Source organism: Methylobacterium sp. BE186, from assembly GCF_031457035.1.
Taxonomy (GTDB): Bacteria; Pseudomonadota; Alphaproteobacteria; order Rhizobiales; family Beijerinckiaceae; genus Methylobacterium; species Methylobacterium segetis.
Genome location: NZ_JAVDVV010000004.1, coordinates 219,736 through 243,216 on the forward strand (window position 1 = coordinate 219,736; position 23,481 = coordinate 243,216).

The window sequence follows — 23,481 nt, forward strand, 5'->3', positions numbered from 1 at the left end:
TTTCTCGTCGGCATCGTCGTAACAGCTGCGACATGGTCGGCGGCGTCTGGGGGTGGGCGCTATGTAATCGCCTACGGCGCAATCGGTGTTGGGGTAGTGCAGTTCTGTATAGGCTTGTTGAGCTCGCTATCAGGGCCCCAAAGGTCGGTATTTATTGATCAGCGACTAAGTGACTGGTCTCCAGCCGAGCGCGTCTTCGCAGCATGCCTTTTACTAGGAACCAAAACTCCTACCGCGCTGACGCCAGCCGAAGCCGCCGAAATTTCCAACCAGATGCAGAGTATATTTGGCAAGCCATTCAGCGCACCTCTGGCTTCTCTAGTTGGTCAGGATTCTGGCACTCTGGATGATATCGAGTGGTATGTGGGCGGGCAGGTCGGCGCTCTTTCGGAGGAAGGGCGAAAGATAGCGTTTCACTGTACCCACTCCGTCATGTCGGCCGCCGGGCTAAACTCGACGGAAAGGCTGAGGAGGCTGGCAGAACTGCTTGGGCTTTCATCAACCTCGTCTGACTCCCCTGCCTAAGATTCAGGGACAAAACCGCTTTGCCTGAGCTTGGCAGATGAGCGCGCATGCGAGGGTGGTGAGGGCGAGGTGCAGGTCGGCGCGACGTTCGTAGCGGATGGCGAGACGGCGGAAGCGGGCGAGCCAAGCCAGCGTCCGTTCCACGATCCAGCGATAGCGACCCAGCCGTTCGCTGCTCTCGATGCCACGCCGGGCAATCCGCGGTGTGATGCTGCGAGCCCGGCACTCGCACCGACAGCGACGATGGTCGTATCCCTTGTCGGCGTGCAGCATGTCGGGTCTGCGCCGCGGGCGGCCGCCCCGACCCGTGCGCACGCCCGGTACCGCATCGAGCGTGGCGGCCAGCGTCCGGCTGTCGTTGCAGTTGGCCCCGCTCAGCGTCAGGCCGAGCGGCGTGCCCCTGGCGTCCACGACGAGGTGGCGCTTCGTGCCCGGCTTACCCCGATTCGTCGGGTTCGGGCCCGTTGCACAGCCCCTTTTTTGGCCGGCAGACTGGCGCTGTCGAGAGCCGCCCGCGACCAGTCGAGCGCATCGGCGTCCTGAAGGTGCTTCAGCATCACCCGGTGCAACGCGGCCCAGACGCCGGCCGCCTGCCATGTGCCCAGCCGCCGCCAACTCCTCTTGCCGCTGCAGCCTACCTCGGAACGCGGCAGGTGCTTCCACTGCATGCCGGACCGCAGCACCAGGATGATGCCGGCCAGGGACGCCCGGTCAGAGGCACGAGGGCGACCGCCTTTCGGCTTCTCGGGCTCAGGCGGCAGAAGCGGCTTGACCACCGCCCAGAGATCGTCAGGTACGAGAGCGTCCATGCTCTCCCAGCCCGCTCAGTCGCGGTTTTGTCCCACGCTCTAAGCGGCTCCCGCACCGGCGCCCGGCAGGCCGAGCGGCGAGAGTCGCGGCAGCGGGGGCTTCCCGTCCCGCGGCCGCAGCAGGCCGAGGCAGCGCCGCTTGAGGTCGATGAAGGCGGGGTCGGTGACGAGGTCGCGCCCGCGGGGGCGGGGAAAGCCGAGCGGGATGTCCTCGAGGATGCGGCCCGGGCGGGACGACATCACGAGCACCCGGTCGCCGAGGAACAGGGCCTCGTCGATGTCGTGCGTGACGAACAGGACCGTGGTCGGCAGGCGGGTCCAGAGGTCGAGCAGCATCTCCTGCATCATCAGGCGGGTCTGCGCGTCGAGCGCCCCGAATGGCTCGTCCATCAGGAGGACCCGCGGCTCGTTGATGAGGACGCGGGCGATCTCGACGCGCTGCTGCATGCCGCCCGACAACTCGTCCGGGTAGCGCTCGGCGAAATCCTCGAGCCCCACCAGGGCCAGGAAGACGCGCGCCCGCGCGAGGCGCTCCGCCTTCGGGAGGCCGCGCATCTTCGGGCCGAAGGCGACGTTCTCGATCACCCGCTTCCAGGGCAGCAGGGTGTGCTGCTGGAACACGATGCCCCGCTCGGGGTCGGGACCCGCCACGGTCTCCCCGTCGAGGCTGACGCGGCCCCGGCTCGGCGCGAGGTGCCCGGCCAGCGCGCCGAGCAGGGTCGACTTCCCGCAGCCCGAGGGGCCGAGCAGGCAGACGAACTGGCGGGCGGGGATCGCGAGGCGGACGCTCTCGACCACGTCGAAGGCGGCCTCGCCCTGGCCGAGGCGGATCGCGACGTCGGCGAGCTCGATGCGGCCGGCCCGCGCGGCGGATGTCGCGAGGGCGCTCACGAGCGGATCCCGGCGCGGGTCCAGGGCATCGCGAGGCGGCCCGCGGCCCGGACGAGGGCGCTCGAGCCCATGCCGAGCAGGCCGATCAGGAGCATGCCCACGACGATGTCGTCATAGTTCTGCAAGGTGTAGGATTCCCAGGTGAAGTAGCCGATCCCGTACTGGCCCGAGATCATCTCGGCGGTGACGAGGCAGAACCACGCCGTCCCCATGCCGATCGCCGCGCCGGTGACGATGCTCTGCGCGGCCGACGGGATCACGACCTCCCGCAGGATCGCCCAGTGGCGCGCGCCGAGGCTGCGGGCGGAGGCCACGAGGCGCGGGCTCACGCCCTCCGCCCCGTGCACCGTGTTGAGGAGGATCGGGAACAGGGCGCCCGTGAAGGTGATGAACACCATCGACAGCTCGGAGGACGGGAACATCAGGATCGCGAGGGGGATCCAGGCCACGGCCGGAATCGGCCGCAGCACCTCGAGGGGCGGCAGCAGCAGGTCGCGCGCCGTGCGCGAGCGCCCGATGGCGAGGCCGAGGCCGACGCCCGCGGCGAGCGCCACGAGGAAGCCGCCGAGGACCCGGCCGAGGCTGGCGCCGATATGGGCGCCGAGCTTCGGCGACTGGACGAGGGCCGCGAGGGCTCGGGCCACGTCGAGCGGCGCCGGCACGTTGCGGAAGGTCACGAGGCCGAGATCGAGCCTGTGGCTGGCGGCGAGGTGCCAGCCGAGGAGGCCGAGGCCGAGCGCCCCCGCCCGCAGGGCGAGCCGCCGGAGCGGAAGCCCCGGCCGATGGGCGAGGCGGCGGCGCCCCGGCGCGCTCGGGGCCGCGAGAGCGGGGACGGCCGCGTCGATCGCCGCGCTGCTCATCGGGCGCTCAGCCGCGGTTCGCCCGCGCGGGCGGCGGCGAAGTCGATCACCTCGCCCCCGTGCGCCTTCGAGAACGCCTCCGCGTCGCCCTTGAGCAGGAAGGCGTTGAGGCGCCGCTCGCGGTCGCGCACGTACCAAGCCTGCGCGGCGAACAGCTTGATGCCGCTGTTGCGGTCCTGCGCGTAGACGACCCGCGCGCTGCCGCCCGCCTTCTCGAGGTCCGCCAGCGCGGCGATGGCCGCCTCGGGCGAGGCGTAGGGGCGGACCCGTTCCTCGCCCTTCACCCAGATCTCCGCGACGCGCGACACGTCCGCGATGGGCCGGCCGGTCGCCGCGTCGGGATTGCGCAAGGGCGATGGCGCGTAGGCGGCGAGCCGTGCCTCGTAGTCGATCCCGGCCTGCGCGCTGGCGGCGCGGATGAAGCGGTCGTCCACGAAACGGTCGACGTCGAGGTCGCCGTCCGCCTTCTTGAGGAGCTTCAGGGTCTCGATCGAGGTCTTCAGCGCCTGCCGGTATTCCGGCTTCCACGTGACGTCGCGGGTCTGCAGGCCCAGCGGGCCGTGGAAGAGGTAGGCGACCTCCGCCTCGATCCCGGTGACGCGCTCGACGAGTTCGGAATACTTCTCCGGCTCCGCCGCGAACAGGCGGTCGGCCTCGATCGCGGCGCGGAGATAGGCCGTCACGATCTCGGGGTAGCGCTCCGCGTAGCCCCCGTCGACGAGGGAGCCGTGGAAGGTCGGGGCGTCGGACTGGGAGCCGTCGTAGATCTTGCGGGCGATGCCGCGCCAGGGAAACAGCTCGGCGAAGGGCACGAAATCGGCGTGCGCCTCGATCTTGTTGGCCTTCAGGGCCGAGCCCGCCACCTCGGGGGCCTGCGTGATGATGGTGACGTCGCGCTCCGGGTCCCAGCCCTGCGCCTTGACGGCGCGCAGGAGCAGGCCGTGCGCGGTCGAGGCGAAGGGCACGGAGATCGTCTTGCCCTTGAGGTCCGCGAAGGATTGCACCGGCGAGGCCGTCGGCACGACGATGCCGTTCCCGCTGCCCCGGACGCTGCCGGACAGCACGCTGAGGAACAGGCTCTTGCGGCCGGCCTTGGCGAAGGCCGCCCCGTTCAGGGAGCCGGGGAAGTCGGCCATGGCGCCGAAATCGAGCTTGCCCGCGACCATCTCGTTGGTGAGCGGCGCGCCGCTGGTGAAGTTGCGCCACTGGATGTCGTAGGTCGCGTCCTTGTACTTGCCGTCCTGCGGCAGGAACTTCTCCAGGAGCTTCAGCTCGCGGATCAGGAGGCCGCCGGTGGCGCAGTTGATCGTGGTGTCCTGCGTGCCCACGGCGACCCGGATGGTCTCGGCCCGGGCCGCGCCGACGAGGGTGGTGGCCGCCAGCAGGGCGGCGGCGAGGCGGCGGAAGGGGATCACGGGGGGAGGCTCCGTCGACAGGGGCTTTGCGCGGCAACGGGCGGGCGGGATGCGACGCACCGCGCTGCGGCAACCCGTCGATCGTCGTCCGCGCTCAGCATCGGAGGCGAGCAATTAATTGCATTGTCTCAGTAACGCCGAACAGAGACGGGCCTTGGGGCCGTGGTCGGAAACAAAAACCTCCCGGTCAGCTATGTTTTCGGAAGATCCTACTTCCCGGGCGTCCTTCTTTGGAATGGCTCGAACCGGGCGCGGAGGGATAATGGCCCCTCCCGAGGATGGATGGCCGAATCTCCCGCGGCGCTCCGCCCGATCCGTCCCAGCCCCGGAATGCCGCCGCCCATGCCGTCGACGCTCGTCGCCCTCACACCGTCCCGCACGCCGGCGCCGCTGATCGCCAGCGCCCTGTTCCTGAGCGAGAGCAGCGAGGGGCTCGACGACGGGGCCACCTTCCTCGACCGGCTGACGCCCGGCGAGGCGGCGCGCCTGCGCGAGGCCGGCCGCTGCCTCACCCTCGCGCCCGGGCAGAGCGTCTTCGAGCAGGGCGAGCCCCATTCGGGCATCTTCCTCATCGAGGAGGGCCGGGTGCGGGTCTTCTACACGGGTCCCTCGGGCCGGCAGATCACGCTCGCCTACTGGACGCCGGGCCATTTCATCGGCGGCCCGAGCCTCACCGGGGGCGGCAGCCACCAATGGTCGGGGGAGGCGATCGAGCCCTGCCGGTTCACCGCGCTCTCCTCGGCGACCCTGCGGAGCCTGCTGCGCCAGATGCCGAGCTTCGCCCTGTGCCTGATCGAGGCGCTGGAGGCGAAGGGCCGCTGCTACACGGCGATGGCGCAGATGCTGGGCACCCGCTCGGTGATCGAGCGTCTGGCCCAGCTCCTCCTCAATCTCGGCGACCTCTACGGACGGCGGGAGGGCGAGGCGGTCGTGATCCAGCGCCGGATCACCCATGACGAGATCGCCGCCCTGGTCGGCTCGACACGGCAATGGGTGACGATGATGCTGCGGCGCTTCCAGGACGAGGGCGTCGTCGCGGTCGACAAATCCGTCATCCGCCTGACGCGCCCCTCCCGCCTGCAGGACATCGTCCAGGGCGAAGCCTGAAGGCCCGGCCCGCGGGATCGCCGCGGGAGAAGGGCGCGGACGCAATCGGATCGCGCAGGCCCTGCATCCGGGCAGGGCCGACGCGCGTTCCTGCCCGGTAGTGGCCGGAAGGATCCGCGATGACGACACGGCGTTCGGTTTGGCAGTTTCTGACGGGCCTGCCGCTCCTCGGGACCCTCGCGCCGGGGGCGCGCGCCGCGGACGGGCCGGCGGCTCCGGCCGAGGAATCGCCGACCGGGCCGCCCGGCACCACGATGCTCACCGTCTTCCTCCGTCACGATCAGACGAAGACCGTCAGCCAGATCAACGAGCACCTGAAGCACACGGGCTGGTTTCGCGACTTCCCGCCCGCCGGTGTCGAGGTGGTGAGCTGGTACGTGATGATGGGCATCGGGCAGGTGGTGACGCTGCGCTTCGCGCCCGAGCGGCTTCGCGAGGTCAACATCCTCATCGAGCGGGCGGCCTGGGGCGGTTTCCGCACCGAGTTCTACCCGACCTATGATTACCGCAAGCTCTATCAGGACTTGAAGGCGAAGATGGGCTGACGGCGTCTCCCCCGGCCGGGGGGCAAGGACGCGCGGCGACCCGGCCGGCTCGCCGGAGACGGTGCGCTTCCGCACTCGCCCTTTCGCGTCGCCGTGCCCCGCGCTCCTGTTGGTTCATATCTAAACCATTGAACCATCGAAGAAAGCGGTTTCCCGCGAACCGTACCCGTCGCCGTGATCCTGGTCTGGCGTATGGCTCCGTACAATGCCGCAGCCTATTTGCAAGTTGAACTGCCGGACGTTTGTTCATAACTGTTCAGTTCGTGAGGTTCTGGCCAAGACATGACGGAAGGTTTTAGCTTTCCGAGTTCATCAGGCCCAAAAGAGTTGCTGGATGGCCCGCTATTTCTTCGACGTGCATGAGCCCAGGGCGTCGATCATCGACAATGAGGGAGCGGAGTGTTCGCAGAGGTCGGATCTCTCCGAGGAGGTGCTCCGCGCCCTCTGCGAGATCGCCCGCGACCGTCCCGAGTCCTACCTCGACCAGAAGCTCCGGATCATCGTGAGGACCAGCGACAGCGAGGTCGTGCTGACCGCCTCCCTCGGGCTGACCCTGGCCTGGCATTCCGAGGAGCGCAGCACACGGGCGGCCTGAGGCCGATGTCCCGCGAGACCGGGCGGCCGGGCGAGTCGCCCGTTCCGACGCGCATCCTTTCCCCTCCGAGACCGTGACCCGGATCACGGTCGCGGCCGGGCGCACCGACCATAAGGACCTCGGGGCCGAGAGGGTCGGCCCGGTTGGAGGAGGTTCTCATGGTTCGCTCGATACGTGTTCTGGCCGCCGCTCTCGTGATCGGCGTCGCGGCCTTCGGCGCGGGTGAAGCGTCCGCGCGCGGGTTCGGCGGCGGCCGGGGCTTCGGCCCTCACGGCGGGTTCGGCGGGTTCGGCCATCATCACGGCGGCTTCGGTCACCGATGGGGCTGGCGCACGCGCGTCGTCGGCTTCGTGCCGGCCTATGTCGGCGCCTGCTACGTCAAGCGCTTCATCGATGAGGACGGGGACATGGTGGTCCGGAAGATCTGCGACTGAGCCGCGGATTCCGGCGGGGATGCGCGCCGCTCGCCTCCTGTCGGGCGGCGCGCTGCCTGCGCGAGGGGATGGCGCATCGGGGGCGGCGGCCTAGTTTCAGGCGATGCCCCGCTGGCTCCTCATCCTCGCCGTCTCCGCCCTCGCACTGGCCGTGATCGGAAGCGTGCTCCTGACCCTGCGCGGTAGTCCGCCGGAGGATCCGTCGCGCAAGCCGGCGGTTCAGCTCCCCTGCGGGCCGCCATCGCCGCCCGGAGCGGGGACGCCCCCTCCGGCCTGTCCCCAGAACTCGCCCCCGCCCTGAGCGTTCGCGCCGTCCGGCCTGCGAGCGGCAGGGCAGGAGCGACGACCTCTGACGGATCGTGAAAGCCGGCGTCGGGCGAAGGTGAGCCGCGCGCGGGTTCGGGTGCGCACCAGCAACCTGCCTGCCCCCGAACGTCCGACTCGCGCGATTCGCGAGATCGGTCGGTACGCAAAGGTACCGCAATAACTTGCCGTCTCAGAACAGATGTCCCGGCTTCGCGGGCCGGGAAAGGTCAAGGCGCCAGCCTCTTCTTGCCGGCGCAGTCGAAACTCATCGATTTTGACCCGCATGCCGTGCCGAACGGCACCCGAAACGGGCGGCCCGGCGTGCGCCAACGCATCAGCGCCTCACCGCAACCATGATCTTCTTGGGAGGCAGTGGTCGAGCGACTGCGGATCGTGACGGCGGGAGCGTGCAATGGCACTCTGGACGAGTTGGGGTCGTGACTGGACGGCCCTCTTCATGATGATCGCGATCGTGGCGCTGCTCGCCTTCATGGTCTTCGGCCTCGTCGCCCTAAGCTACGAGCTCGCGGCCCTGTTCAGGCCCTGACCGGCGGACCGAACCGCACCCGTCCCGATCGAGATGCCGGGTCCGGTGTCCGCGCCGTTCGTGCGCGGGCCGGGTCCGTCCCTCTCGGCTGGGCCGGCTGAGAGGTCGAGATTTCGCCCGCAACCGCCCGCGGACATTGCCCCGCCGAACGTCCGGGGCGCCCGCAATCACGAATTCTCCGGCTGCTTGTCTGACGCGGTGATCGAGCGCCGTCTGGCTCCGCCCGGAATGCGGATATCCCCCTCACGACCCGCTCCCGGAGCAGGACCCCAGATTTCGGTGAAGGCAGGAGCAAGCTCCTTCACCCATCCACGCCCTGGCCGCGGATGCGATCCTGCCCTGAGATCTGGGGAAATGTCGGGTGTCACACAAAAGTGCTTCCCAACATGGAGCGCCCTCTCCCTTTAACCCAGAGCAATGAGCGCGGCTCGGCAACGGTTAGACGAGAGCTTGCCAGCAGCGGCCCAGCTGCTGGCTGGGGTGCGATGTGCCTCCACCCCACAGGCTCGACGAGACGCACTTGGCTCCAGCTTCCGACGCCGATCTGATCCCGCTCATCCGCAAGCTGGAGAGCATCGCTCAGCTCGCCGACGCGGAACGGCAAGCCATCCTCAGCCTTCCCGCGAACATCCGAGCGGTCGACGCGCGCCAGGACATCGTCAGCGAGAAGGATCGTCCTTCCCACTGCTGCCTCGTCCTCTCCGGCTGGGTCTGCCGCTACAAGCTCCTGGATCAGGGCAAGCGCCAGATCCTGTCCTACCATGTCCCCGGCGATCTGCCCGACCTGCAGAGCCTGCACCTCGCGGTCATGGACCACAGCCTCGCCACCGTCACCGCCAGCCGTCTGGCCTTCATCCCGCACGAGAACATGCGCGATGCGATCCTTCGCTTCCCGAACCTGGGGGCGGCCCTGTGGCGCGACACGCTCATCGACTCCGCCATCTTCCGCGAGTGGATGACCGGCATCGGCCGGCGCTCGGCTCAGGCCCGGATCGCGCACCAGCTCTGCGAGATGTATATGAAGCTGGAGGCGGTGGGCCTCGCCCAGCAGCACCGCTGCGAACTGCCGATCACCCAGAGCGACATCGCCGATGGGCTTGGTCTGACGAACGTGCACGTCAACCGCTCCCTGAAGGTTCTCAGGAGCCGGGGGCTGCTCACGCTGCGAGGCCGCGAGTTGGTGATCCACGATTGGTCAGGGCTGACCCAGGCCGCCGAGTTCGACCCGACCTACCTGCATCTGGAGCCGCGCGCCGCATGAGCATCCAGGTCCAGCCGGTCCGGGTTGAAACCGACAGCAGCGATGAGGCGGGCGAGCTGGTATTCGCCGACGGCCGCTTGGTCGCGGTGCTGGTGCAATTGTCGGACGAGCACGAGGCTGAGGCCGGGATGTGGTTCCTGGAGGCGGGGTTCGGGCGTTTGCAAACCCCGGATGCGCCCAAATTCGCCGACCTCGACGAGGCGCGAGCCTGGATCGAGCAGAGATTGGCGCCGCCATCCTAGCAGGAGGCGCAGGAAGGCTCTCGCACAGCCGGTGCGTACATCCGGCAGGGATCAAATCGGGTGACGATGCCCGTCTTGCTGCGACGGGTCCGGCGATGCCTGCGCTGGCGCTCGGCCGAGATCCCACCGGGCACGGAGCTCATCGCCCGTCACGGACGCCCCCCTGCCGCCAGTCCGTCTATGCGTCGCAGGCGGCTCCGCGATCTAGCCTTGCCGTAGGGCCGCGAGGACGGCGTGGATGACGGTCGCGCCGCCGATCGGTGCGATCAACAAGAGCAACAGGTTCACGGAGATGATCCACAGGAGCACCTGCTCCTCCCGCTTCGTGAGGCGGGGTCTGCCGGGCGGTGGCTCTCCGGGCGGCTTCCATCCTCCCTCGGCGTACATCGAAATCTCCCACTTGGACTCTCCCACCCGATCCGGCAGCCGGAGCAGGGCAGAATCGTGCGGCGTGATGCGCCCTCGCGTCGGGTCGCAGGCGGAGCTCGGACGGTGCACAGGGGCAGCCGCAGCTGCCCCAGGCAATCAGTTTCCCCACATCCGACGATGCTGGAACTGCCGGCGCGACATGTGACGACGGTGCATCCGATGAGGCTTCATGTGGCGGTGCATCCGCACGTCGGTGACAAGATCCGATGATGCTGTCAGGGCGGCGGCGGGTGCGGCCGGAGCGGCGATGCCAGGGCTGCTGAGCGACACGGCGCTAGCGGCGGCGAACAAGACCGCGACGATGGTTGGGGTACGCAAGCGAACTCTCCTCTGGGCCGGCATCTCACGATGCGTTCGGTCAGCCGGGCGATTGCCCGCACGGAGAAGTAGGGCACGTCCTGCGCGTGTCCGCATGAGGGTTCACCCGGGTCCGCGTTCCGCGGACACGGAACCCCCGCCGGCCCGCGATGAGATCGGGCCGCGGGCGCTACGCGTCGCGGCAGGATCGCGAGCACTTTTGGCTCTCGAGCACTCTCGGCTCTGACCGCCCTTTCCGTCCTGTCTCACCGCGGCGTCACTCCAAAGCGAGTGCTCTCAGAGGCCATCCCTGCAGCCGCGATCGCGGCGCCTGCATAATGGTGCACTGCAAAATGAAATTTATTTCAGCCTCGCTTGACAGAGAGGCCTCTCGCACAGATGCTGGCATACAAAATACGGAGGATGAAATTCCCTCGATGGACGTGCTCGAGCTTCTGGCTGAGCTCGGGTATCGCAGATGCCTCGGGCCGCGGCCCGGGGCAAGTGCAGATATCGACTATGGGTTGCAGTGAGCCTCGCTGATCGCGCCGATTCCAACGCCGTTCTCGTCTCACGGAACCAACAACCGAATTCGCATCCGGCAGCGCGAAGAGGCTGGGATGCGGAAGAAATCTCGCTCCGCGTGGGGCAATGGGAGGTAAGCAATGAGCACTATGAGAGCGCCGTCAGCTGAGCGTGTCAGCGATGGCTATCGGTGGATGCAACTCGTCATCGGCGTCATCTGCATGGTGATGATCGCCAACCTGCAATACGGCTGGACCTTCTTCGTTCCCGAGATCCAGAAAGCGTTCGGCTTCGACCGCGCCGCGATCCAGTTGGCGTTCACGCTCTTCGTTCTCTTCGAGACTTGGCTCGTGCCGATCGAGGGCTGGTTCGTCGACAAGTACGGCCCGTTGGTCGTGGTCCTCTTCGGCGGCATTCTCTGCGGATTGGGCTGGGTCATTAACGCCTACGCTTCGACCCTCAACATGTTCTACATCGGACAGGTTGTTGCGGGTCTCGGAGCAGGCGCCGTCTATGGAACCTGCGTAGGCAACGCCCTGAAGTGGTTCCCGGACAAGCGCGGTCTTGCCGCCGGCATCACCGCTGCCGGGTTCGGCGCCGGCTCGGCCCTCACCGTGGCCCCCATCCAGTGGATGATCGCCGACAAGGGCTTCCAGGCGGCCTTCCTCTACTTCGGCATCGGCCAGGGCGTCGTCGTCGCCGCACTCGCCTTCTTCCTGGCTTCGCCCAAGAAGGGCCAGATCCCCGACGTTTCGAGCAACACCGCCAACATTCAGTCGCGGCGGAACTACACGCCGGGCGAGGTGGTGCGGCAGCCGATCTTCTGGCTGATGTACTTCATGTTCGTCATCGTCGGCGCCGGTGGCCTGATGATCACCGCCAACCTCAAGCCGATCGCCGCCGACATCCATGTCGACAAGGTGCCCGTGACGATCTTCGGCGTCACCATGGTGGCCATCACGTTCGCGGCGACGATCGACCGTGTGCTGAATGGCCTGACGCGTCCCTTCTTCGGCTGGGTCTCGGACAAGATCGGGCGCGAAAACACGATGTTCATCGCTTTCGCGATGGAAGGTATCGGCATCTACATGCTGTACCTCTGGGGTCACGATCCGCTGTGGTTCGTCCTCCTGTCAGGCTTCGTGTTCTTCGCCTGGGGTGAGATCTACTCGCTGTTCCCGTCCACCTGCACCGACACGTTCGGCTCCAAGTTCGCCGCGACGAATGCCGGGCTGCTCTACACGGCCAAGGGAACGGCAGCCTTGCTCGTGCCCGTCGCGAACTACATGCAGCAGAGTTCGGGAAACTGGGACAACGTGTTCCTGGCTGCGGCCGGTGCCAACGTCCTCGCCTCGGTCCTGGCGATCGCGGTTCTCAAGCCTTGGCGCAAGCATGTCGTGGCCAATGCCCGGGCCGACGTGACCGCTCCTGCTGAGGCCGGCGTCGCGGTCGCTCGATAGGTCCGGAGCGACGTCCGACGAAAACGGCGGGCTCGGGCGATGTCCGAGCCCGTTCGGCTTTTCACGGAGCGGCCGTAGGCCTGAAACCTTCTCCGAGCCGGAGCATCCAAAGGTCCGTCGATCGAGGGGGCCGCCTCAGGGCGATAGCATCCAGGCGGACCGGCTCGGGATCCGGAGAGACATTCACGGCCCGAAACGGAAGGATCGGAGGAGAGCACGATGCATGTGCCAGCGGCGGCATTGGTTGAGGCCGCAGCCTTCACGCTCGGATGTATCGCGATCCACAGGATGCGCCGGCATGCGCTGCGTCTGACGAAAGTCCTGGTGGTGGTGCTGATTGCGGTCGCCCTCGTCTGCATCATGGTGGATACCCTGCTCCACCCGGGGGCCGTGGCCGACGAGTACGACATGCTGTCCGCTCTGGAGGATGCGCGCTGATCGCGCCTCCTGAGTCGCTCGCAGCGTCCGCGAGGCGTTGCGGCGACGGAACTCCGGGTTGGGGCTGTGATAGGCGCTCCGGCGACGATTCTGGCTCCGCCCGCCTTAGCTTCAGCGTTCGGCTCTCGCGGATGTCCCGACCGGCCTGCAGAGAACCCTGCCTTGGGCGCGCGTCAGGAATTGTTGACCTTCGGCATGACGATCGAAGAGGCCCGCGGCATCGTCGCGGCTCACGATCGTCCCGCCACCGCAGGGCGGCAGAGGGCGCCGGCAGGGTGTTCGGCGAAGGCGCCTCTACTTGATACCCAACGATCCGAAACGCGCTCCGACCGGCATCGCCGCGCGCGGATCCCGGGCGAGCCCGGCCCAGCACCAGGACAGGCCGGCAGCCAGCAGATCGCAGGAGACGAACAATCCGATCGCCCAAAGCCCGGACCAAGGCCATTGCTGAATGATGGCCATCCCGAGCAGCACCGAGATCAAAGCCAACAGAATGACCGCGGCGCGGGAGGTCTTCACCTCGTGGATGACGGCCCAGACAGCCCTGGCGATACCCGATGCGATCAGGACGAGGCCCAGCACCAAGGTCAGGGCGACCGAGGCCTGAAGGGGCTGCAAGACCGCGTACAGGCCGCCAGCGACATACAGCGCGCCGGCCAGGACCCGAGCCGCGCGGGAGTGCCAGGGCTCGCGCGTCTGGGCCACGGCTTCGATGATCTCCGCCGGACCCGCGATCAGCAGCAGCACGCCGTACCAGAGCGTGCTGGCGACGGTGAACGCCACCGTCATGTACAGGCCCGCCACCCCCAGGACGAGGAGAATGGCGCCCGCGGCCGTGAACCACCATCGGCTGGGACGCGCGCCAACGTTCTGATCCCTCAAGGCCGCCACGTCGCTCATGCGCCGCCTCCCTGGAACATGCCGCCGCAATCTACACGGGCAGCGAACCCACGCTTGATCCGACGAGACGGATGCCGGTCGGGCCTTGGCTTGCGATGGTCACCGCGGGGCGGAGCGACCTGTGATGGGCTCCACGACGGCCTGGATACGGTACGGGACGAAAGCCGGCCGGCCTCGCTTGGTAGTGGAGCCCCGGCCCCCTCGTGCTAAACTGGCCCCTCATCCTGTGCCTGACGCCAAGGATACTTGAGAACGCCATCGGCCGCCCGCGTTTCGGGCGCCCTGATCTGATCTCATGAACCGGATCCGCCCATGTCTCTGATCCTCAGGGGACAGGCTAGCGGCCGCCGATTGGCTGCAATCCTCCTGCTCGGTTGGCTCGTTCCGGCTCCCGCGGCACGCGCCGCGCCCGGCGCGCCGGCCACCATCGTCCGTCCGTCGGCGGAAACCGGCGGTGTCGTCGTTGTCCGTGGAGGCTTCGGCTGGGGCAATCGCCACTGGACTCAGCGCGAGCGCAGAGCCGGCACCGGGAAGGCGCCACGGCGAAAATATCCCTGATCGGCTCGATGGCTGAGGAGGCTCGACATGGGTGTGGGCATGGCATCCGAACGGCGGCTGCTCTCGGAAGACGAGCTTGAGCGGGTCAAGCTCAGCCATTATCCCGATCTCGGCAAGATCGAGCCGGAGGAAGCGCTCGCGCTGGCCAGATGGCTGCGCGAGAGACGCGATCGCATCCGGGGCATCGTGGCGACGCGACAGCGCGCTCGGCGAGGCAAGGCCCCGTCATCCGGCATCGGGGCACCCGAAGCCAGCGAGCGCGGGCTTTCCGAGAAGAAGCAGGTCTTTGCCCGCGCCATCCGGCGCGTGAACGCGCGTCTCGACCGGGAGCGGGCCGAACGCCGACGCGAGCGGATCCGTGGAAATTTCGATGAAGCCCTGAAGCGCAAGCGCTCCTCGGTCCGACATCATCCGGACGCGGGCGATCGGTCGAAGGATGGCATGCGGCCGGTCGGGAGCGATCGGCGGACGGTCACGATCGAGCCAGGCGAGATCGGTCGCGCGTCGCAGGCGGGCAAGGACGCACAGGCCAGGCGCGACGGCTGACGAAGCCGGCACCTGCGCTCGAACTCGGTTGGCCCGAACCGCGTACCGGCCCCGTATCGGAGGCACGCATGGCTCCCGCCCCCGCCCGGCAGGATTCCGACCCGCTCCTCATCGACCTTGCGCTGCAGGGCGGGGGCGCGCACGGCGCCTTCACCTGGGGCGTTCTCGATCGCTTGCTCGACGAGCGCCGGTTGGAGATCGAAGCGATCTCCGGCACCTCGGCCGGAGCCATGAACGCCGCGGTCCTGGCTCATGGCTACGGGAAGGACGGGCCGGCCGGAGCGAAGGCCGCGCTTGAAAACTTCTGGCGACAGGTCTCCGATGCCGCGAGGTTCAGCCCGTTCCGCCGCGGCCCGTTGGACGTCCTGCTGGGGCGCTGGAGCCTCGACCATTCGCCGCTCTTCGCCGCCATGGACATGATGGCGCGCGTCGTCTCGCCGTACGATCTCAATCCGGCCGGCGCCAATCCGCTTCGCGCGATCCTCGCGGACACGATCGATTTCGAAGGCCTGACCCGCAGCCCGATCAAGCTGTTCGTCACCGCGACGAACGTCCAGAGCGGCCGAGGACGCGTGTTCCGCAACGCCGACCTCACTCCCGACGTGCTGCTGGCCTCCGCCTGCCTGCCGACGCTGTTCCAGGCGGTCGTGATCGACGGCGACGCCTACTGGGACGGAGGCTATGCCGGCAACCCGACGATGACGCCGCTCATCCGCGATTGCGACTCCCAGGACACGATCCTGGTTCAGATCAATCCGATCGATCGGCCGGGACCGCCAACCTCGGCCCGGGAGATTACCAACCGTCTCAACGAGGTGTCGTTCAACGCCGTCCTGATGAAGGAACTCAGGATGATGGCGCTGCTCAAGCACGTGGCCAGCCCGAGCGACGACGAAGGCGCGCGATGGGCGCGGATGCGCATCCACCGGATCTCCAGCGCGATGATGCTGGAGCTCGGCTCCTCATCCAAGCTCAATGCCGAATGGCCGTTTCTCGTCCTGCTTCGCGACGAGGGGCGACGGGCAGCCTCCGATTTCCTGGGCCGGCATCACGTCGACCTCGGTCGGCGCTCGTCTCTCGACCTCGATGGCTTTCTCCACGGGATCTGATCGATGGGGCTGCTCGGCATCCTGGTCGGTCTCGGGCTGCTGGTGGGCCTGGCATATCGCGGATGGAGCATCCTGCTCCTCGCGCCGGCGGCCTCGCTCGTCGCGGCACTCTTCGCGGGAGAGCCGCTGCTCGCGCACTGGACGCAGACCTTCATGGGCGCGGCCGCCCGCTTCGTCGGGCAATACTTCCCGCTCTTCCTTCTCGGCGCCCTGTTCGGGAAGCTGATGGAGGATAGCGGCTCGGTGACGGCCGTAGCGAACGCGATCACCGCTGGGTTGGGGCCGAGTCGCACGATGCTCGCCGTGATCCTGGCTGGAGCGCTCGTCACCTATGGCGGGGTCAGCCTCTTCGTCGCGTTTTTCGTGCTGGCGCCGATGGCGCAGACGATATTCCAGGCGTCCGGCATTCCACGGCGCCTGATGCCGGCGGCGATCGTCCTCGGCACGTCGACCTTCACGATGTCGGCGATGCCCGGGACGCCGTCGATCCAGAACGCGATTCCGATGCCGTTCTTCGGCACGACGCCCTTTGCCGCTCCCGGCCTGGGGCTGATCGCCTCGGCCGTCATGCTGGTCTTCGGACTCTGGTGGCTGATGCGAGAAGAGAGCGTGGCCCGCCGAGCCGGTGAAGCCTTCGGCGCGGGTACGCTCGCCTCCGCACGGGAGCTTGCCGCCGACGACACGTTGCGCGAGCGGGCCATCGTCGCCCGTGAGTTCGACCCGGCCGAGATCGGCCATGGCCGGCCTGCTTCCGAGCCTCACGTCCTCATCGCAGCGTTGCCCCTTGCCCTGGTGATCCTGGTCAACCTCACGCTGTCCCTGATCGTGCTGCCGCGCATGGATTTCTCCTATCTCGGCGATGCCGGCTGGGGCGGCACCTCCTTCGCGGCGGTTGCGGGCGTGTGGTCGGTGGCCGTGGCCCTCGCCAGCGCCTGCGCCGCCGTTGTCGCGCTCAACCGGACCCGGTTGCCGAGCTTGCGCGAGACGATGGATGCCGGCGCCAACGCGTCGGTGCTCCCGGTTCTCAGCGTGGCGAGCCTCGTCGGGTTCGGCGCGGTCGTGGCGGCGATGCCCGCGTTCGCTGTCGTCCGCGACGCCGTGCTCGGGATCGGCGGCGGTCCTCTGGTCTCGCTGGCGGCGTCGACCAACGTGCTGTCGGCCCTGACCGGCTCGGCCTCCGGCGGCCTCACCATCGCGCTCGACACCCTGGGCCCGACATATCTCGAACGGGCGACGGCGATCGGGCTGAGCCCCGACCTTCTTCATCGCGTCGCGGTCATCGGGGCCGGAACCCTCGACAGTCTGCCGCACAACGGCGCCGTGATCAGCCTGCTCTCGGTCTGCGGCGCGACCCATCGCGACAGCTATCGCGACATCGTCGTGGTCGGCATCGCCGGTCCGATCGCCGCGCTGCTGGTCGTGATCCTGCTCGGCTCGATGTTCGGCTCGTTTTGAGGGGCGCCATCACGCGGATGCCGTTGCGCAGGCCGCCTCAGATCAACACCTCGACGCCGGGGAACGGCGGCCTGTCTACCAGCGCCACTCGCACACTCGGCGTCCACGGCGCCACCAACAAACCCGGCGGCGGCGTCGGCGGCTGCGGCGACGACGGCGAGGATGCACGACCACGACCTGGGCCTCCTCGACGAGGTTGTCGGGGATCGCTCGATCCGCGGCGGCGAGATCGGACGTGCCGGGTGACAACACCATGGCCTCCGTGGCCTTCGGCATGGCAACCAAGCCGACAGATGCAGCGAGTGCAGAGAGGATTCCGGACGACATTCCCTGGAGCACCGCGCGGCGATCGAGTTCTGTCATGGAGAACTCCCTTGCTTCGGATCGGGGCCTGCCTGACCTTCTCGAAAGCGCGAGCAACACGCGCTTCAGGACCGATGAAACCCACCCCGATCCGCCGCCTGTCAGAATTCGAGGGTTGCGTCAGGGGCGAAGGATGCGCCTCTCGGGGCGATTTGTGGCCAAACCCTGCGCCTGTGCCGGGGTGCCGTCAAGATGAAGCGGGAGCACTTGAGCGCAAGAGAACACACTGTACCATTACAGAGCGGCAGGATTGGGCCGGTATGTGATCAGAACCGCACTGATCTATTGCTCCCAACTTGCAAGGTTCGCCCACAATGTCGAGCGACATCCCTGCCGGCCCCGCGCCTGTCATGAGGCCGGGGCGACGAGGGAGGCGGAGATGAAAGCTCCGATCGGAGCGCTTGCGATCCTCCTCGCCCTCAGCAGCGTCACCGCGGAAGGCTGACCTCCGCGCGCAGTTCGCCCGCGAGGGACAGCCTCGACCGCCTCTTCGTGCGGGAGCGCTCGCCCTCGATCGCGCCGAGGCGTCCATCGATGATCGTCACGCCGCGCCCCCTGAACGGGCTCCGGTAAGGGAAGTCGGTTTCCAAAGCAGAGCCACTACGATTTGAGGCTGTCCTTGAAGGGAACGCCGGCCTTCATGATCATGAGGACGTTCTTGCCTGGGTCTGCCAGGAGCGTGATGTCTGCGGTGGGATCGCCGTCCACGAGCAGCAGATCGGCGAGCGCGCCGTCCTCGACCACCCCGAGCTTGCCGGGGTAGGGGTTGCGCGGACCTGACAAGGCGAGGAGTTCGGCGTTGCCGCTGGTCGCCATGCGCAGGATCTCGGCGTTGCCGTACCAGCGGGTCAGATGGGTCAACATGGTCCCCTGGCGCGCGCTCAGCGTGTCGGAGAACAGGAGGTCCGACCCGAACGCCGTTCGGATGCCGTGCTTCCTCGCCAGCCGATACGCGTTGTCCGTGCCGGCGAAGACCTCCCGCATCTTGTCTCGGCTCGGGCCGGTCAGCGGGATCGAATCCTCCTCCCCGAGAAAGGGCTGGATGCTCAGCCAGACATCCTTCTCCGCCATGAGCGCGGCGGTCGCCTCATCCATCAGCTGGGCGTGTTCGATGCAGCGCGCGCCGGCCGCGATGGCCCGCTGGACGGTCCGCGGCGTGTAGGCGTGCACGGTCACGTAGGTGTTCCAATCCTCGGCAACCGCGACTGCAGCGCGCAACTCATCCAGGCCGAACGTCGTCATGTCCAGCGGGCTGCGCGGAGTCGAGACGCCGCCGCCGCCTACGACCTTGATCTGCGAGGCACCCTGCAGGAGTTGCTCGCGTACGCGAAGCCGCAACTCGGCGGCGGCATCGGCAACCGCGGCGGCACCGGTGCTCTCCAGCGCGCTCACCGGCCCGCCGGGGCTCCTCGGCAGGTCGGACAACGGCCGCATGTCGCCGTGCCCACCGGTCGTGGTCAGCATGGCGCCTGACGGATAGATCCGCGGCCCCGTCGCGAGGCCCTGGTCGATCGCCTGCTGCAGCGGGAAGGCGGGACCGCCGAGGTCCCGGACGGTGGTGAAGCCCCGCATCAAGGTGCGCCGCGCTTCCGCTGCGGCGGCGAGGAAGACGTAGCCGAGGTCCGCCGTCAGCGCGGCTGCCAGCGGCAGGCCAGCGAACAGGCAGTGCCAATGGGCATCGATCAGGCCGGGCATGAGCACCCGATGGCCGCAATCGATCACGCGTGCACCGTCCGGGGCCGGGTCGTTGCCGCTCGCCAGGGCCCTGATCCGGCCGTCCTCGACGAAGATTTGGAGACCGTCCCGCAGCGTGTCCGAGCGGCCATCGAACACGCGTGCATTCGTGAACAGGATCGGCGGTTGCGGCCGTGCCGGTGCCGGGTGTGCGAAGCCGGGTCCGGACAGGCCGGCCGCCGAGAGCATGGCGCCCATGCCGGTCACGAAGCCGCGACGCGACATGCCCGTGCCGATCCGCCGTGCGAGGGACCGGAACTCCGGCCGGTGGCAGAGGCAACCGATGGGGCGGCCTGGAAGAACCTCGTCGCCCGACGTGCATGACAGCATGTCGACCTCGCGCTCTGCCCGGGGTGCCCGGCGCCGCGACGACGGAGGAGCGGTCGCGCCGCAGGACACGTCATCCAGGACGGACGATCAGGCGACGTCAAGCGGCCGCCTCGAAGTGAGCGGAACCCGACCCACGGCGCCGACGTCTGGAGGCGGTGTCGGACCACCGATCGACAGATCGCGCCTGCGTTGCCGCCACCCTGGCAGGTCGAGATGATCGAGGAACACCCAGCTCCCCTCCTCAGACGGGCGGCTGCCGGGATCGAAGGGAGGATGCCCTGAAGGCATCGACACCGGCACGCTTCACCGAACCAAGGGCGGCCCTGAAGGAAGCCCCCTCGTTCACCACCGTGATGCGGGCGCCGGTGACGGTATCGCGCATCTGCGCCACCGCCTGCAGGCGAGCGTTCACCTCGAACATTTCGGGCTCGAGCGGCTGTCGTCGGACAAAATCGGCCGCGCGACGGGTGTTCGCGCGGCTCAGTGGCGGCAGGATGCGTCGCGCCGGCGCGGGACTTGATCCTGGCGACCACGCTTCTCAGGCGACGGGGCTGAGAGGTGGGATCGATGGAGGCGTCCCCACAGAGAGCGGTCTCCCTCTTGCACGAATGACCGCTTCTCGAACCGACGAGGGAAGGGCCGCGCTCCCGCAAATGCGGGGAAATCTCCCATCTCGACGACGCGACTTGGCTCGCGACCCTTGTCTGAGCAAGGGGCCAGGTGCGCAGCTATCCCAGCTCGAAGGTTCCTATCCCGTAAGTCTGGGCAAGAGGGAGGTCGGGCCTCGTGCCGCGGTACATGCGAGCGGTCTCGAACACCGGGGATAGACCATGATCGGCTGCCAGTCCGATCGCGGCCCGGTTCGCCTCGGGTAGGTCGAGGAAGACGGGCTGACCCGCAGCGCGGGCTGCGAGCGCCTGGAAGAGCGCTTCGGCCTCGCGTCTTCCATGGGCGAACAGGGGTCCGATCTTGTGCCCGTTTCGGCAGGCTCGAATGACGCCGTAGCCCTTGATCGTTCCGTCCTCGACGAAGGCGATGGCGGTTCGCGTATCCGGCGTCAGCCAGCAGCGCAGGAAGGCCTCGCGCGGGGCGGGAAAGTACGGCCGGTCGTAGGCCAGGACAGCCTCGATCAGACCCGGGCCGACGATCCGCAATCGCTCATCCCGTGGCGCTTCGACCTGAGGCATGCCGCCGAAGCGCACGTTGCGATGGGCGAGGACGAAACCGGATCGCGTGTAATTCGCCTGCTGCGCGACGACGCCGTCGAGTCCGACGACGCGGTCCTCGAGATAGGCCATGCCGGCCTGCCAAAGGGAGACGCCGAGGCCGTGCCCGCGCAGGTCCGATCGAACGATGTAGAGCCCTAGAAAGCCGAAGGTATCGCCGTAGCGGATTGCGGAGATCGCGGCGACGGGCTCGTTCCGAAGATCGCCGACCAGAAAACCGGTCGGGTCGGCAGCCCGGAAGCAGCCGGCATCCTTCAGGCCTGGGTTCCAGCCCTCTCCTGCAGCCCAGTCGATGGCTCGATCCAAGTCATGCCGGGTCATGACCCGGATCGTCAGCCCATCGGGGGCATCGTGTGTCATGTGCAGCCCCGTCTGCCCGCACCGAACGATCCATGCGTCAGAGGCTTCACGCAAGAGCGCATTCCCAATTGGTTCGATGCGGCGCTCTGCGGGGAGGGGCGGGCGGGAGAGGGCCGCATGCGGGATGGCTTTTGCGCAGCGCCAGTGCTTCGAAGCATGGTCCAAGCCGGAGCTGTTCCAGCGCTGGTGGGTACCCCAATCGTTCGGCCTCTCCCTGCTCTCCTACGAGGCCGATATTCGCGCGGGCGGCGTATACCGTCTGTCGATGGGCCATTCGTCCTCCGAGCAGCCGATGGCGTTCTTCGGTCGATACATCGAGGTGACGCCACATTCGCGCCTCGTCTGGACCAATGACGAAGGGGGTGAGGGTGGGGCAATCACCACGGTGACCTTCAGGAGACGGAGGGCGCGACACGTGTCGACGTGCACGAGCACTATTCCTCGAAGGAAGCGCTCGACGACACCATGGCCTCCGGCAGCACAAGCGGGTGGGGCGAGCAATTCGAGCAGTTGGACGCGCTCATCGTCGCCCTGGACGCCAAGGCGTGAAGGCTCCTGGCGGGGCGGCGCCGAGGTTCAGCACGATCCACCGACGGTTTCCGGGCGGCCCGAACGAGCGCTTCGACCATCCGATGGGCGAAGGCTGGGCTGTACGGGCCGTTCCCCTGCGAGCGTCGACACCGGATTGCCGCGGGAGGTTCATCTGTCGATGATCGGCATCGAGGCCGTGCGCTAGCCGCGCGCACCTCGCGCGACGAAGCTGGCCGCCAGTCGTTTCGGCGCGATCGCGCGCCACCGGCGCTCCAGGAACGGCATCAGCCGTGCCGCGTCCAGGGTGCCCAGCCGCGCCAGCACGATCGCATAGCCGTCGTAGTGCGGCGTCGTGTGGAAGGTGTCCGGATCGGCGTCGATCAGCATCTCGCACTCCTCCGCCGGCACTTCAGGCAGCACCAAGCTATCGTCTTCCGGGCGCAGGCGCGTCAGAAGCTTGCCCCGGACTTTGAGGGCAGGCGTGCCATAGGAGGTCGAGACTTCCACCTCCGGCAATTTCCGGCCGAGCGCCACGACGTCGTCCCAGGTCATCCGACAATCTCCTCGCCAGGATCGCCACCGCTACGCTGTGACCTGCATCGACCGGAACACCGGCCTGCTGCCGGGGGGCAACGACCTTCTCGGGCTTGAGAGCCACATCAAGGGGCGGACCCTTTCAAGGGATGTGAATGATCGTGCGGCGCGTTTCTGGAATGAGCCCTCGCGATTCCAAGCTCTGAGCAGATGTGAAACGCAAGAAGAAGGCAGCGTTCCACGTCGACGGACAGAGAATGTTTGTGTGCGTTTTGCCAAAAATACATCGGCCGGCTTGTAAATTTCCGCATCACGGCCTACATCATAAACATCGAACTTCGGCCAGATATCCGGCCGTGCCGTCCCGATGGGCGCGCGTTCTGCATTTCTCCCCTTTTTCGACGACGATCGACTGAGCGCGTGCTTGCATGCGCTTGTCCTATCTTTTTGCTGACTCGATACACGGAAATACCTATGAATACCGGTACTGTGAAGTGGTTCAACGAGACCAAGGGCTTCGGCTTCATCCAGCCCGAGGATGGCAGCAAGGATGTGTTCGTTCACATCTCGGCCATCGAGCGCTCCGGCATGCAGAGCCTCGTCGAAGGCCAGAAGGTCTCCTACGAGATGGAGACGGACCGTCGCTCAGGGAAGCAGGCGGCCGGCAACCTGAAGGCTGCGTGAGCCCAACACCCCCACGACATGCTGTGAAGCCGCTCCCTTCGGGGCGGCTTCTTCTGTTTCTCGCCATCTGCGCCCCGCCGCGATGCGCATAAGGATCGTACGTGGGTCAGTTCACAGCCAACCAGCTCGTTGATCGCCTCGTCGCCGCTTCGAAGGCGCGGCAGGCCACGGTCGCCCGATTCCGGGCCCGCCCCTCCGCCGATGACCCGATCGTTCTGGCGCGGCAGTCAGCGCGTCGAGCTGTCATCCAGGCCCGGGAGGTTCGGCTCAACGAGCGGGAGGCTGCGCGTCTCGCTGCCGAGGTTCAGCGCGCGGCTGAGGAGTTTGCTGAACGGGAGCGACAGGACGCTCAGCATGCCCGTCAGGCTGCCGAGAAGGCGGAGCGGCAAGCCGCGCTCGCTGCCGAGCAGAAGGCCGCACGCGATGCGCGCTTTGCGGCGCGCAAGGCCAGAGCGCGACGTTAGA

General features: G+C 67.7%; 26 protein-coding genes and 1 pseudogene. 16 read left to right on the forward strand and 11 right to left on the reverse strand.

The annotated features are described in order from the left end of the window. Positions 1–528: 528 nt before the first annotated feature. From J2X36_RS06845 to J2X36_RS06860, 4 genes are all read right to left on the reverse strand, one after another. Positions 529–1,334 (reverse strand): IS5 family transposase gene (locus tag J2X36_RS06845; RefSeq protein WP_310347553.1). Its coding sequence is split into 2 segments (ribosomal slippage): positions 529–1,007 and positions 1,007–1,334, totalling 807 coding nucleotides; the frame shifts between segments, so codons are not numbered across the junction. Between the two features lie 39 nt (positions 1,335–1,373). Beyond that, a complete protein-coding gene (locus J2X36_RS06850; protein ID WP_310347555.1) occupies positions 1,374–2,225 on the reverse strand; it encodes an ABC transporter ATP-binding protein in 852 nt (283 codons plus the stop codon). Further along, complete coding sequence (locus J2X36_RS06855; RefSeq protein WP_310347556.1) at positions 2,222–3,085, reverse strand: ABC transporter permease; 864 nt, start codon at positions 3,083–3,085, stop codon at positions 2,222–2,224. The genes J2X36_RS06850 and J2X36_RS06855 overlap by 4 nt, the downstream gene beginning before the upstream one ends. After that, positions 3,082–4,497, reverse strand: coding sequence for an ABC transporter substrate-binding protein (locus tag J2X36_RS06860; protein WP_132252318.1), 1,416 nt, complete (start codon positions 4,495–4,497; stop codon positions 3,082–3,084). Before J2X36_RS06860 ends, J2X36_RS06855 begins: the two co-directional genes overlap by 4 nt. A gap of 345 nt (positions 4,498–4,842) precedes the next feature. Here J2X36_RS06860 and J2X36_RS06865 point away from each other — a divergent pair, with 345 nt between their 5' ends. From J2X36_RS06865 to J2X36_RS06895, 7 genes are all read left to right on the forward strand, one after another. After that, on the forward strand, positions 4,843–5,607 hold the full coding sequence (locus tag J2X36_RS06865; RefSeq protein WP_310347558.1) for a Crp/Fnr family transcriptional regulator: 765 nt from the start codon (positions 4,843–4,845) through the stop codon (positions 5,605–5,607). 119 nt (positions 5,608–5,726) lie between these two features. Further along, entirely contained in the window at positions 5,727–6,152 is a 426-nt protein-coding gene (locus J2X36_RS06870; protein WP_310347560.1) for a hypothetical protein, read from the forward strand. 334 nt (positions 6,153–6,486) lie between these two features. Continuing rightward, a complete protein-coding gene (locus tag J2X36_RS06875) occupies positions 6,487–6,747 on the forward strand; it encodes a DUF6894 family protein (protein WP_132252303.1) in 261 nt (86 codons plus the stop codon). 158 nt (positions 6,748–6,905) lie between these two features. Beyond that, complete coding sequence (locus J2X36_RS06880) at positions 6,906–7,181, forward strand: hypothetical protein (protein WP_310347562.1); 276 nt, start codon at positions 6,906–6,908, stop codon at positions 7,179–7,181. Between the two features lie 718 nt (positions 7,182–7,899). Continuing rightward, a complete protein-coding gene (locus J2X36_RS06885; RefSeq protein WP_281024597.1) occupies positions 7,900–8,034 on the forward strand; it encodes a hypothetical protein in 135 nt (44 codons plus the stop codon). A 520-nt stretch (positions 8,035–8,554) separates the two neighbouring features. Then, positions 8,555–9,295 carry a Crp/Fnr family transcriptional regulator gene (locus J2X36_RS06890; protein ID WP_207919293.1) on the forward strand — a complete coding sequence of 247 codons (741 nt, stop codon included), beginning with the start codon at positions 8,555–8,557 and terminating at the stop codon, positions 9,293–9,295. Beyond that, positions 9,292–9,537, forward strand: coding sequence for a hypothetical protein (locus J2X36_RS06895; RefSeq protein WP_132256929.1), 246 nt, complete (start codon positions 9,292–9,294; stop codon positions 9,535–9,537). The genes J2X36_RS06890 and J2X36_RS06895 overlap by 4 nt, the downstream gene beginning before the upstream one ends. A 525-nt stretch (positions 9,538–10,062) precedes the next feature. On the opposite strand, the gene J2X36_RS06900 is transcribed toward J2X36_RS06895, so the two are convergent. Beyond that, on the reverse strand, positions 10,063–10,284 hold the full coding sequence (locus tag J2X36_RS06900; RefSeq protein WP_245516754.1) for a hypothetical protein: 222 nt from the start codon (positions 10,282–10,284) through the stop codon (positions 10,063–10,065). 698 nt (positions 10,285–10,982) lie between these two features. Between J2X36_RS06900 and oxlT the strand changes: the two genes are divergently transcribed. Further along, complete coding sequence (gene oxlT, locus J2X36_RS06905) at positions 10,983–12,248, forward strand: oxalate/formate MFS antiporter (RefSeq protein ID WP_132256933.1); 1,266 nt, start codon at positions 10,983–10,985, stop codon at positions 12,246–12,248. A 219-nt stretch (positions 12,249–12,467) separates the two neighbouring features. Beyond that, entirely contained in the window at positions 12,468–12,686 is a 219-nt protein-coding gene (locus tag J2X36_RS06910) for a hypothetical protein (protein ID WP_132256935.1), read from the forward strand. A gap of 294 nt (positions 12,687–12,980) precedes the next feature. On the opposite strand, the gene J2X36_RS06915 is transcribed toward J2X36_RS06910, so the two are convergent. After that, a complete protein-coding gene (locus J2X36_RS06915) occupies positions 12,981–13,586 on the reverse strand; it encodes a DUF308 domain-containing protein (protein ID WP_310347568.1) in 606 nt (201 codons plus the stop codon). 585 nt (positions 13,587–14,171) lie between these two features. Between J2X36_RS06915 and J2X36_RS06920 the strand changes: the two genes are divergently transcribed. The 3 genes from J2X36_RS06920 (at position 14,172) to J2X36_RS06930 (ending at position 17,254) form a co-directional block, all read left to right on the forward strand. Next, on the forward strand, positions 14,172–14,690 hold the full coding sequence (locus J2X36_RS06920) for a hypothetical protein (protein WP_132257101.1): 519 nt from the start codon (positions 14,172–14,174) through the stop codon (positions 14,688–14,690). A gap of 68 nt (positions 14,691–14,758) precedes the next feature. Further along, on the forward strand, positions 14,759–15,799 hold the full coding sequence (locus tag J2X36_RS06925) for a patatin-like phospholipase family protein (RefSeq protein WP_310347570.1): 1,041 nt from the start codon (positions 14,759–14,761) through the stop codon (positions 15,797–15,799). Positions 15,800–15,802: 3 nt separating this feature from the next. Beyond that, positions 15,803–17,254, forward strand: a complete 1,452-nt coding sequence (locus J2X36_RS06930; protein WP_310347572.1) for a GntP family permease — start codon at positions 15,803–15,805, stop codon at positions 17,252–17,254. A gap of 75 nt (positions 17,255–17,329) precedes the next feature. Here J2X36_RS06930 and J2X36_RS06935 read toward each other — a convergent pair whose 3' ends face one another. The 4 genes from J2X36_RS06935 to J2X36_RS06950 form a co-directional block, all read right to left on the reverse strand. Then, complete coding sequence (locus J2X36_RS06935) at positions 17,330–17,617, reverse strand: hypothetical protein (RefSeq protein WP_132253281.1); 288 nt, start codon at positions 17,615–17,617, stop codon at positions 17,330–17,332. 600 nt (positions 17,618–18,217) lie between these two features. Further along, complete coding sequence (locus J2X36_RS06940) at positions 18,218–19,339, reverse strand: amidohydrolase family protein (RefSeq protein WP_310347576.1); 1,122 nt, start codon at positions 19,337–19,339, stop codon at positions 18,218–18,220. Between the two features lie 583 nt (positions 19,340–19,922). After that, positions 19,923–20,102 carry a hypothetical protein gene (locus J2X36_RS06945; RefSeq protein ID WP_310347578.1) on the reverse strand — a complete coding sequence of 60 codons (180 nt, stop codon included), beginning with the start codon at positions 20,100–20,102 and terminating at the stop codon, positions 19,923–19,925. Positions 20,103–20,409: 307 nt separating this feature from the next. After that, complete coding sequence (locus tag J2X36_RS06950) at positions 20,410–21,267, reverse strand: GNAT family N-acetyltransferase (RefSeq protein WP_310347638.1); 858 nt, start codon at positions 21,265–21,267, stop codon at positions 20,410–20,412. Positions 21,268–21,391: 124 nt separating this feature from the next. On the opposite strand from J2X36_RS06950, the pseudogene J2X36_RS06955 reads away from it, so the two are divergent. After that, positions 21,392–21,607 (forward strand): annotated as a pseudogene (locus J2X36_RS06955) (SRPBCC domain-containing protein); the annotation flags it as partial. Positions 21,608–21,690: 83 nt separating this feature from the next. Continuing rightward, on the forward strand, positions 21,691–21,816 hold the full coding sequence (locus J2X36_RS06960) for a hypothetical protein (protein ID WP_310347640.1): 126 nt from the start codon (positions 21,691–21,693) through the stop codon (positions 21,814–21,816). A gap of 183 nt (positions 21,817–21,999) precedes the next feature. On the opposite strand, the gene J2X36_RS06965 is transcribed toward J2X36_RS06960, so the two are convergent. Then, on the reverse strand, positions 22,000–22,350 hold the full coding sequence (locus J2X36_RS06965) for an MmcQ/YjbR family DNA-binding protein (RefSeq protein ID WP_310347580.1): 351 nt from the start codon (positions 22,348–22,350) through the stop codon (positions 22,000–22,002). A gap of 456 nt (positions 22,351–22,806) precedes the next feature. Here J2X36_RS06965 and J2X36_RS06970 point away from each other — a divergent pair, with 456 nt between their 5' ends. Both J2X36_RS06970 and J2X36_RS06975 read left to right on the forward strand, forming a co-directional pair. Then, positions 22,807–23,016, forward strand: coding sequence for a cold-shock protein (locus J2X36_RS06970; protein WP_132253292.1), 210 nt, complete (start codon positions 22,807–22,809; stop codon positions 23,014–23,016). Positions 23,017–23,117: 101 nt separating this feature from the next. Then, complete coding sequence (locus J2X36_RS06975) at positions 23,118–23,480, forward strand: DUF6481 family protein (RefSeq protein WP_132253294.1); 363 nt, start codon at positions 23,118–23,120, stop codon at positions 23,478–23,480. The last annotated feature ends 1 nt before the right edge of the window (position 23,481 follow it).

Excerpts from the sequence above, each read along its gene's own strand:
- oxlT (WP_132256933.1), top strand. The coding sequence starts at position 10,983 with ATGCAACTCGTCATCGGCGTCATCTGCATGGTGATGATCGCCAACCTG.
- J2X36_RS06970 (WP_132253292.1), top strand. The coding sequence starts at position 22,807 with ATGAATACCGGTACTGTGAAGTGGTTCAACGAGACCAAGGGCTTCGGC.
- J2X36_RS06950 (WP_310347638.1), bottom strand. The coding sequence starts at position 21,267 with ATGACACACGATGCCCCCGATGGGCTGACGATCCGGGTCATGACCCGG.
- J2X36_RS06925 (WP_310347570.1), top strand. The coding sequence starts at position 14,759 with ATGGCTCCCGCCCCCGCCCGGCAGGATTCCGACCCGCTCCTCATCGAC.
- J2X36_RS06875 (WP_132252303.1), top strand. The coding sequence starts at position 6,487 with ATGGCCCGCTATTTCTTCGACGTGCATGAGCCCAGGGCGTCGATCATC.
- J2X36_RS06935 (WP_132253281.1), bottom strand. The coding sequence starts at position 17,617 with ATGACAGAACTCGATCGCCGCGCGGTGCTCCAGGGAATGTCGTCCGGA.
- J2X36_RS06880 (WP_310347562.1), top strand. The coding sequence starts at position 6,906 with ATGGTTCGCTCGATACGTGTTCTGGCCGCCGCTCTCGTGATCGGCGTC.
- J2X36_RS06870 (WP_310347560.1), top strand. The coding sequence starts at position 5,727 with ATGACGACACGGCGTTCGGTTTGGCAGTTTCTGACGGGCCTGCCGCTC.
- J2X36_RS06930 (WP_310347572.1), top strand. The coding sequence starts at position 15,803 with ATGGGGCTGCTCGGCATCCTGGTCGGTCTCGGGCTGCTGGTGGGCCTG.
- J2X36_RS06910 (WP_132256935.1), top strand. The coding sequence starts at position 12,468 with ATGCATGTGCCAGCGGCGGCATTGGTTGAGGCCGCAGCCTTCACGCTC.
- J2X36_RS06965 (WP_310347580.1), bottom strand. The coding sequence starts at position 22,350 with ATGACCTGGGACGACGTCGTGGCGCTCGGCCGGAAATTGCCGGAGGTG.
- J2X36_RS06895 (WP_132256929.1), top strand. The coding sequence starts at position 9,292 with ATGAGCATCCAGGTCCAGCCGGTCCGGGTTGAAACCGACAGCAGCGAT.
- J2X36_RS06945 (WP_310347578.1), bottom strand. The coding sequence starts at position 20,102 with ATGTTCGAGGTGAACGCTCGCCTGCAGGCGGTGGCGCAGATGCGCGAT.
- J2X36_RS06915 (WP_310347568.1), bottom strand. The coding sequence starts at position 13,586 with ATGAGCGACGTGGCGGCCTTGAGGGATCAGAACGTTGGCGCGCGTCCC.
- J2X36_RS06920 (WP_132257101.1), top strand. The coding sequence starts at position 14,172 with ATGGGTGTGGGCATGGCATCCGAACGGCGGCTGCTCTCGGAAGACGAG.
- J2X36_RS06855 (WP_310347556.1), bottom strand. The coding sequence starts at position 3,085 with ATGAGCAGCGCGGCGATCGACGCGGCCGTCCCCGCTCTCGCGGCCCCG.
- J2X36_RS06865 (WP_310347558.1), top strand. The coding sequence starts at position 4,843 with ATGCCGTCGACGCTCGTCGCCCTCACACCGTCCCGCACGCCGGCGCCG.
- J2X36_RS06885 (WP_281024597.1), top strand. The coding sequence starts at position 7,900 with ATGGCACTCTGGACGAGTTGGGGTCGTGACTGGACGGCCCTCTTCATG.